We start from the raw sequence: 8,547 nt of genomic DNA, 5'->3' as shown, positions 1-8,547 counted from the left end.
TGCCTCAGAAGGGGCAGGTAGCCACATTGTAAATAGTATCAATGAGTTACAATGTGGCTTATCCCGAACTGGGGTTATGGTAAATAACAAACTTAAAAAAACCATAGAAAAAATACGGTTAAAAGAATAACTCTAAAATAAGAAAAAAAACGATAATAGCTTCCATACTTTGAGGAAAAAGACGTTATGCGTATTCAGCTTCTAGACAACATCACCGGCAAATGGGCGATACAATGGATTGTCCTATGGTTTATCTGCGGTGTCATTGCTTTATCAGCAGGCTTTTGGCTGACCACCGAACACAATACCCTTGATTGGTTTTATTTAGCCGTGTCATTTATCGGTTTGATTTGCGTGGTGTCATTATCGTTCCGCAAAAATATTCTAGGTAATGGTTTTGGAATGGCGGCGACCGCAGGTGAATTTGTGGTTCAAGCGACTTCTGGCGCCGTTGGTTTGATGCTCGCACCGTTATTTAACTTTTTTAGTCATCTTTATGGGATTTTTTATTGGTCCAAGCATACCGACGACGATGGCGATATGGTGCCCAAATCTGCCAGTCGCTGGATTTGGCTATTAACCATCACTTTTATGGTCATCGGTTTGGCGCTGTTTCCTACAGTAAATAACTTACTTGCCAGCTATGGTTACGCCGTCGTTGAAGATGATAATAGTAAGTTTTTGGGCTTTATCTCTTTCTTTTGGATTAATGTTATCGCTTTTGTGCTGTCTATCACTGCGCAGGCAGCGATGATTCTGCGTTATTCATTTAACTGGTGGTTATGGATTTTATCCAATTTCGTTTGGCTAACCGTTAACCTAATGTCGGGCAATTATATCTTTGCCATTCAAACCATGGTTTACCAAGTTAATTCATTTGTCGGACTGTATGAATGGTATCGCAGCGAGCAAGACTCTAGAGAGTCAACCCAACCTGTACGTTAAGGGATAATTTTGGTAAAACATAAAAAGTTGAAAAACAGACAAATGAGGTTAATAAGATAGTATGTTTTGACTGTGCGGTTTACCAGATAAAATGGCAGGTTGTGCCAATTAGTGCTACAACTGGTAAGAATAAATTTATTCGCTAACAAGGAGGTTAGTATGTCTCGTACCCGTCAAGGCCGTATGTCAAAACGCACACTTGAGCAATGGCTCAGTGAATATTCTGTCAGCCATCAAAACCTAGTCAATAAAAAAATCCATTGGCTCTGTGTTCCAACCATTTTTGTCAGTATCTTAGGCATGGGCATGTCGCTATCGGTCTGGTTCACCTTGGTGATGAGCGCCTTAGTTTTAATATTTTATATGCGTTTATCGACGCCGCTGTTTTTGGCAATGGGCATATTTATTCTTATTTGCTTATCAGTGATGACGCTACTGCCGTGGGGCTTTAAGGTTTGGGCAGCTATCTTTGTGGTTGCTTGGATTGGACAATTTGTTGGCCATAAAATTGAAGGCAAAAAACCGTCTTTCTTTGAAGATTTGCAGTTCTTGCTGATTGGTCCAGCATGGGTAGCTAATAGCTTGATGCGCCGTAAAAAAGCTCAATAAACGGTATTTAATGCTGCTACTATTTTAACTTTTCCGTTTAACACAGTTGAAAAAGCGCCACCCAATAATCCATTGAGTGGCGCTCTTTCTAATTGCTAGCTATTTTAAAAAATAGCTTATTTACCAAATACTTTCATACGCTCTTCGACAGGCTTAAATTCCTTGTCGCCTGCGGGTTGTTCGATAGCGCCAAATACCAATTGCGCGTTCATCTCCCATTGCTCATCGATATTCCACTCTTCAGCGACTTTTTTATCGATAATAGGATTGTAATGCTGTAAGTTGGCGCCGACATCAATACTGGCTAACGCCGTCCAAATAATGTACTGGTGCATCGCATTGGTTTGGTGCGCCCAAATTGGAAATTTGTCTGCATACAAAGGCGCAGCAGCTTGCATGTCTCTGACGACGCTATGATCTTCAAAAAACAAGATAGTACCAGCACCTGCTTTAAAGCCATCCATTTTTTGCTTGGTCGCCGCAAATTGCTCTTCGTTATCGACGATATCGTGTAGGGTATCTTCGGTTAATTGCCAAAGCTTGTTATGGTCGTCACCAAACAAAACAGCGATACGCGTTGATTGCGAGTTAAATGACGATGGCGTATGTAAAACCGCATGTTCAACCAACTTGACGATTTCATCATTTGTAACGGGTAATTGATCGCTCAAAGCATAAACTGAACGACGTTTTTCTGCCAATTTCTCTAATGTTTTTAGGTCTGACATAGTTTTCTCCATATTATTTATTAGGAATATTAGTGATTAGAAGCTAATGAATACGAGTACGATTAATGGGTAATACCAAGCAACCGTACTATCAACAAATCTGCTGTATTATAAGAAAGATTAACCTTAATCAATACTTCCTTTTTGTAATTATATCTTATTAATAGTTTATGAAAACCAAAATAAACTAAACAAACTAACCTTTAAAGCCTTGCGGTAATTCTGGTGCTGGCAAGCGTTTCATGTCTGAGTCGATATTACCAAAACGCTCATGACCGTTGTTCCAGTCGATGATAGATTGCTCAATCTCTTCTTTGTTGTCGGCGACAAAGTTCCACCACAGCAGCACTTGATTGTTTAATGGCTCACCGCCGATAAACATCACACGGGTGCCTTTTTTGGCGACTAGCTTGATGCTTTTATTATTGGCAACGTCGCTATCGTGGAAGCGGAACAATTGATCTTGCTCACAAATTTTGCCTTCAGACTCAATCTGTCCTTCTGTCACCAAGATACCATATTCAAAACCCGGTTCTAGGTTAAGCGTAACTTCACCATCCTCTAAAAAGTAAACGTCGATACCGACCATTTTTGAGTACTGAATGGTTGGCGCTTCATAGCGCTTACCTGTGACGCTGTCATAGCTGCCCGTCGTCAATACCATCTCGACGTTATCTTCACGCCATGTCGGTAGCTCTGGATAATGGTGGAAACTGCGTTCGATTTGTTGATCGGTCGGTAGCGCAATCCACAGTTGTACCATACTTAGACCACGAGCGGCATCTGCCGAACCACCGGTATCAGGAAAAACGCTCTGCTCTGTATGACTGATACCTTGGGTAAGGCCAGTACCTGCTGTCATGACGTTGACTTGGTTTTTGGTAATCACTTGCTTATTACCCAAGCTGTCTTTGTGCAGTACTTCACCATTTAGCATCCAGCTAAAGGTTTGCAGGTTGGTGTGCGGATGACGACCGACTTGCATACCGCTTTCATCTTCGCTAAATTCAGCAGGACCTGCATGGTCTAGAAAGCACCAAGCACCAATTGGCTGCTTACCTTTATTGGGTAACAGACGAGCAATGGGAATGCCGCCCACATCTGCTAAGCGCGGCTCTAGGGTTTCAATACTCATAATTTACCTCTTATGATGTGATATAGAATCTAGTGTGACCAAAAGATAAAAATTAATGTCTATTATTTGGCATTAAAAGCTCATTTAGTCTTAAAAGTTTATAGGTACTTCCATTAGTAATACTTTAGCACCATCGAGGACATCCATCGTAAAGTTCTTGGTATCCCAAACACCTAGACCATCGCGGGTATCCAAAGTGTTACCGTTTATAACGACTTTACCGCTAATGACAAAAATATAGACGCCATTGTTAGGATTTTTAAGCTGATATGTCTCTGTCACGCCTTTATCAAAATCACCCATGCTAAACCAAGCATCTTGATGAATCCACACGCCTGCATCATCGCTATTAGGCGATAAAATTTGGTTAAACGCATTTGGCTTCATCAATTCATCCATACGGATTTGCTGATAACGAGGCTCAGCGTTCATTTTGTTTGGAATGACCCAAATCTGTAAAAAACTCACCGCTTCATGGTCATCGGCGTTCATTTCACTGTGGGTGATACCCGTGCCCGCCGACATGACTTGGATTTCACCGGTTTCAATGATGCCATTATTACCGATGTTATCGCCGTGACCGAGCTTGCCTGATAAAGGAATGCTGATAATTTCCATATCGCGATGTGAATGTTTACCAAAACCCTGACCTGCGATGACAAAATCATCATTAATAACACGTAGCGCCCCAAAGCCCATACGTTCTGGATTGTGATAATTGGCAAAGCTAAAGGTATGTTTGCTCTTTAGCCAACCATGGTTGGCATCGCCACGAGAATCTGCTGCATGATAGATGGTTCTCATAATGTATCCTTAATTATTAATAAGTTAAACTGCTTTAGAATTTGACATTCATTAACTCGTTTAAACAATGAAACTATTATAATTGTTGTCTACTAACAGATAAACAACGATATTCGCAATTGACTATTCTTATTTTTAGAACAATATCGTCATAAAGGTAAGGTAATATATTTATAACAGAACCCTGTATACTCATAACAGTACAACTAGCATGAGCTGTTACTATGACCAAAGTTACGATAAAAATGTTATGAAAGAAGTAACGCGAGCAGGTGTAAATTAAGTCTAGAAAATGTTAATCATACGATATAAGGAAATTTAACCATGTCAGATATGGCAAAGACAGATATGAAAAATAAACAACCATTACATTATGAAGTCATTAATAATACCGAGAAAAAGCGTTTTGAGATTCATATCGATGACAAAATCGCTTTAGAGGATTATGAATTTTTCACCACGAGTGCCGGCGAAAAAGGTATTGAATACAAACATACCGAAGTGCCAGCAGAGTTAGGTGGTCAAGGTATTGCAGGGTATCTGGTCAAATATATTTTGGATGATGCAGCGGCGAAAAACCTGCGGGTGAAACCAACTTGTTCTTATGTAAAGTCCTATATCGACAAGCATCCAGAGTACCAAGACAATTCAGTATTTCATAACGCTAAGGCTTAAATAGCGATACATAAGTGCTTAACCAGCAAGCAAAAAAAAGCCCTATCCATAAAGCTAGGGCGTTTTTTATTGGCAATGGTTTAGGTGAGATTTTTTATTGGTAGTATTCCTTAAGCAATATGCGCTAAGAATTCTTTATCGCGTGCCATCACTGATAAATACAGCACCGGCAATACAAACAAACCTACAGCCCAAAAACTCAGCTGCATATATAGCAGCGCACCGACTAACGCGCCAACTAAAAAGCTAAACACCAATACTGAGCTGTGTGCCAGTTTTTTACCATTATCAGTAGTGCGATTGACCAAATAATCGGTCAGGTTGATGCCCAATTGCGTGGTATTTCCAGTCATCAATACCGTTGGGCTCATGTGCTTAATCACTGTCTTGCTAGCCGTATTACGAATCGCCAGTGCAATGAGACCGAGTCCACCTGTTATTGCCACGGTAATATCGCCAGCATTAACAAACGGCTGATAATAAAGCCCAGCCACCATAAATGCGGTCAAAAAAGCCGCTTCTGCTAAAAATAAGTGACTTAGCGTCAGTTGTTTATTTTTACTGCGGTCAATAAATATCTTGGTGAGCATAACCGTTAAAATAAACAGCGGCAAAGCAGCAAGTTTAATCCATAGACCCGCTTCACCTTTTACCAAGCCACTACCCGCCATCACCAAGTTACCCGTGACATGGGCAGTAAAAAAACCAAACAAGGTGATAAAACCAATGGTATCAATCGCGCCGCCGACCACTGTTAAAAGTACGGGCGTTTGATGACGTTGCCAAAAGCTGGGCAGCTTGGCAGTCTCTGTAGAGATAAGATTAGGCACGCTACGACTGGCCTGCAAATTTACGATTGATGGATTCTTTTCGCAAACTACCGATAGTTAATGCGATATTTATGGATGCGCTCATAGGGGCTCCTTGATTATGATTATAAGACGATATTGTCTAAACCATTTACTCTACTAGATTCTGCGCGTATGACTGTTATCAATTGAATATACGCCTGGTCCATGAACAAAAATCATCAAGAAACCGCCTGCCATGGCAATGTTTTTCATAAATGGGTTCATTTGTGATTCATCAATCCAAAATTGATGGAAAAGTAGCGCCGACACAATGCTAAAACCAGCCATTAAAATCGCCACCAAGCGCGCTTTGAAGCCTAATAAAATTGCGATACCGCCAAGCAGCTCAACAGCAATGACCAAAGGCAATAGCATACCAGGTACGCCCATCGATTCCATGTAACCTTGGGTGGCCGCGTAGCCAGTAATTTTGGTAAAGCCAGAAAAGATAAAGATCATCGATAACAATAAGCGACCAATTGGGGCGCTCAGCTCTTACAGCTTATCCACAAGTATTCTCCAATAACATAAAAGTCATCATTATAAAAATTTTACCCAAAAGACTTTTGTTCGATTAAATGATGGCATTATTGTAGTCGTTGCTTAATAGCAGATAAACCAAGATAATCGCAAATATAAGTTCTCTTTTAGAGAACAGTCAAATAGCAATTCTACTGGTACAATATTAAAAACGACAATAGCGTTACGTGCTATTTATGCTAACTATTAAGACAGTTAGCATTTTAGCCATACTATTAGACGCTAGAGATAAGCGCCACAGAAAGAAACATTTTTCGATGCCATTTAGCGTTTAATATCCTAATTTTTTGCTACACTCATCATGTTATTATGTAAGACATACTTAACGCTAGCTTCTACTTACTCACCTAAAAAGGATGATTTATGATCACTATAAATTCTATTAAAAAAACAAACCGCGCAATTACTTTTGCTGCTATCGGTATGCTTGGTTTGCTTAGCACACTAGGTCACGCTGCGACTTATGAGCTTGATTCCAAACATACCGCCGTACGTTTCTTCGTCGATCACTTTGGTACCACGACCAACGCTGGCGGCTTTTATAATCTATCGGGTACGCTTGAGTACGCGCCTAAAGAGAAAAAAGGCTTTGTCGGTATTACCATCCCGATGGGCAGCTTGAGCACAGGTATTAAAGCGTTTGATGGTCACCTTAAATCTGCCGATTTCTTCAATGTAAAAGAACACCCAACCGCTTATTTTAAATCGACTAAGTGGGAATTTGACGGCGATAAAGTCAAAGCGGTCAAAGGCGATTTAACCCTGCTAGGTCAGACGCATCCAATCACTTTAACAGCCACTAAATTTAACTGTTATGACAGTCCTTTATTAAAAGCTGAAGCGTGCGGTGGTGATTTTGAAACCACGATTGATAGAACCAAATGGGGTATCAATACCTTTACCGATGGCGGCATGATGAAAGACATTAAACTGGTCGTTCAAGTAGAAGGCAGTAAAAAAGCCGATCTTAAATAAGACGGCTTGACGACTTTAAACCGTATTTTATACGGAACACAGTCTAAACTATTTGGCGTTATTGATAAAAAGACTGGGTTTTTAACTCGGTCTTTTATTTTTTATATGATTAACCGCTAAATAATAACAGCCAAATAACAGTAAGGAGGTAGCTAAGATGGGACAACTAGAAGATATGGCGATGTTTGTGCGTATAGTCGAAGCGGGTAGCATTACCAAGGCCGCCGAGCAACTTAATATTGCTAAATCAGCAGTGAGCCGCCGACTCAAGGATTTAGAGACGCGTTTGGGCAGTCAACTGATTAGCCGTACCACGCGCCAATCAAACTTAACCCAAGCTGGCGAGCAATATTACCAAAAGGTAAGTAATATCCTCAGCGAAGTGGACGCGCTAAACGAGGAAACCAGTGGCGCGCCGACACGTATCGAGGGCACCTTAAAAATGACTGCACCTTTGTCATTTGGCTTGATGCACTTAAACGATGTCATCGATGAATATGCCAATCAGCACCCCAATCTGAACTTTGAATTAAACTTTTCTGACCGCCATACCGATTTGGTCGAAGAAGGCTTTGAATTAGCGATTCGGATTAGAGAGCTGCAAGATTCAAGTTATCAAGCCAAACGTCTGGCGCTGATTCGTTATACCTTATGTGCAAGTCCTGAATATCTGACTAGAATAGGCACGCCAAAAACCATAGAAGATTTGGCCAAGCATGCGTTTTTACAATACGGTCTGAGTAAATCTAGCACGATAGAGCTGATAAACGAGCAAGGCAAAAAACATCAAGTCGCTATCAATTCAAAAATAAAAGTCAATAACGGCGATTTTTTGCGCGATATGGCGGTAAAGGGACACGGTATTGCTTTTTTGCCCAATTTCATCACTTATAAAACCCTAGCCAGTGGTAAGCTGGTGCCCATTATGCAGCAGTACCAACTGCCCACTTTAAACGCTTATGCGGTCTACCCGAAAAATCGCTTTTTGTCGCAGCGCTGTCGCTATCTCATTGATTTTATTGCCGAGCGTTTTGGTGATGACCCTTATTGGGATAAATTCTAATAAAACCAATTTGGCACACTGAGCAGTTTTTTTAAGTCGCTATAAATTCTAAAACTATACTGCTAGTATGATTTTAAGTTATCCATCAGTCATAAGGAGATGCGACATGGATTTATAGTCAATCCTACCTAAAAGTGTTATAAAATAATTATTAAATCCAATTGTTATCATAAAGATTATGACTTACTCACTAGATTTTCGTATGCAAGTTCTTAAAAGTAT

General features: G+C 40.4%; 10 protein-coding genes. 5 read left to right on the top strand and 5 right to left on the bottom strand.

The window, feature by feature from the left end; translation table 11 throughout:
• Window positions 1–186 precede the first annotated feature (186 nt).
• Window positions 187–945 carry a nicotinamide riboside transporter PnuC gene (gene pnuC / locus H9653_RS11970; RefSeq protein WP_191692536.1) on the top strand — a complete coding sequence of 253 codons (759 nt, stop codon included), beginning with the start codon at window positions 187–189 and terminating at the stop codon, window positions 943–945.
• Window positions 946–1,104: 159 nt separating this feature from the next.
• On the top strand, window positions 1,105–1,554 hold the full coding sequence (locus H9653_RS11965; protein WP_144296691.1) for an Mpo1 family 2-hydroxy fatty acid dioxygenase: 450 nt from the start codon (window positions 1,105–1,107) through the stop codon (window positions 1,552–1,554).
• 116 nt (window positions 1,555–1,670) lie between these two features.
• Here the strand turns inward: H9653_RS11965 and H9653_RS11960 are convergent, their stop codons facing one another.
• From H9653_RS11960 to H9653_RS11950, 3 genes are all read right to left on the bottom strand, one after another.
• Window positions 1,671–2,282 carry a nitroreductase family protein gene (locus H9653_RS11960; protein WP_191692535.1) on the bottom strand — a complete coding sequence of 204 codons (612 nt, stop codon included), beginning with the start codon at window positions 2,280–2,282 and terminating at the stop codon, window positions 1,671–1,673.
• Between the two features lie 196 nt (window positions 2,283–2,478).
• On the bottom strand, window positions 2,479–3,417 hold the full coding sequence (locus tag H9653_RS11955; protein WP_191692534.1) for a pirin family protein: 939 nt from the start codon (window positions 3,415–3,417) through the stop codon (window positions 2,479–2,481).
• 90 nt (window positions 3,418–3,507) lie between these two features.
• Window positions 3,508–4,221, bottom strand: a complete 714-nt coding sequence (locus H9653_RS11950) for a pirin family protein (protein ID WP_191692533.1) — start codon at window positions 4,219–4,221, stop codon at window positions 3,508–3,510.
• Window positions 4,222–4,545: 324 nt separating this feature from the next.
• Between H9653_RS11950 and H9653_RS11945 the strand changes: the two genes are divergently transcribed.
• Window positions 4,546–4,896, top strand: a complete 351-nt coding sequence (locus H9653_RS11945) for a GNAT family N-acetyltransferase (RefSeq protein WP_225211753.1) — start codon at window positions 4,546–4,548, stop codon at window positions 4,894–4,896.
• Between the two features lie 110 nt (window positions 4,897–5,006).
• On the opposite strand, the gene H9653_RS11940 is transcribed toward H9653_RS11945, so the two are convergent.
• Window positions 5,007–5,714 (bottom strand): YoaK family protein, encoded by a 708-nt coding sequence (locus tag H9653_RS11940; RefSeq protein ID WP_191692537.1) that lies wholly within the window; start codon window positions 5,712–5,714, stop codon window positions 5,007–5,009.
• Between the two features lie 150 nt (window positions 5,715–5,864).
• On the bottom strand, window positions 5,865–6,215 hold the full coding sequence (locus H9653_RS11935; protein ID WP_225211752.1) for a DoxX family protein: 351 nt from the start codon (window positions 6,213–6,215) through the stop codon (window positions 5,865–5,867).
• Between the two features lie 435 nt (window positions 6,216–6,650).
• Between H9653_RS11935 and H9653_RS11930 the strand changes: the two genes are divergently transcribed.
• Both H9653_RS11930 and H9653_RS11925 read left to right on the top strand, forming a co-directional pair.
• Window positions 6,651–7,262 (top strand): YceI family protein, encoded by a 612-nt coding sequence (locus H9653_RS11930; protein WP_191692532.1) that lies wholly within the window; start codon window positions 6,651–6,653, stop codon window positions 7,260–7,262.
• A 157-nt stretch (window positions 7,263–7,419) separates the two neighbouring features.
• Entirely contained in the window at window positions 7,420–8,325 is a 906-nt protein-coding gene (locus tag H9653_RS11925; RefSeq protein WP_191692531.1) for a LysR family transcriptional regulator, read from the top strand.
• Window positions 8,326–8,547: the final 222 nt, after the last annotated feature.

Source organism: Psychrobacter communis (genome assembly GCF_014836505.1).
GTDB classification, from domain to species: domain Bacteria; phylum Pseudomonadota; class Gammaproteobacteria; order Pseudomonadales; family Moraxellaceae; genus Psychrobacter; species Psychrobacter faecalis.
This window is presented reverse-complemented; position numbering and strand designations above follow the sequence as displayed.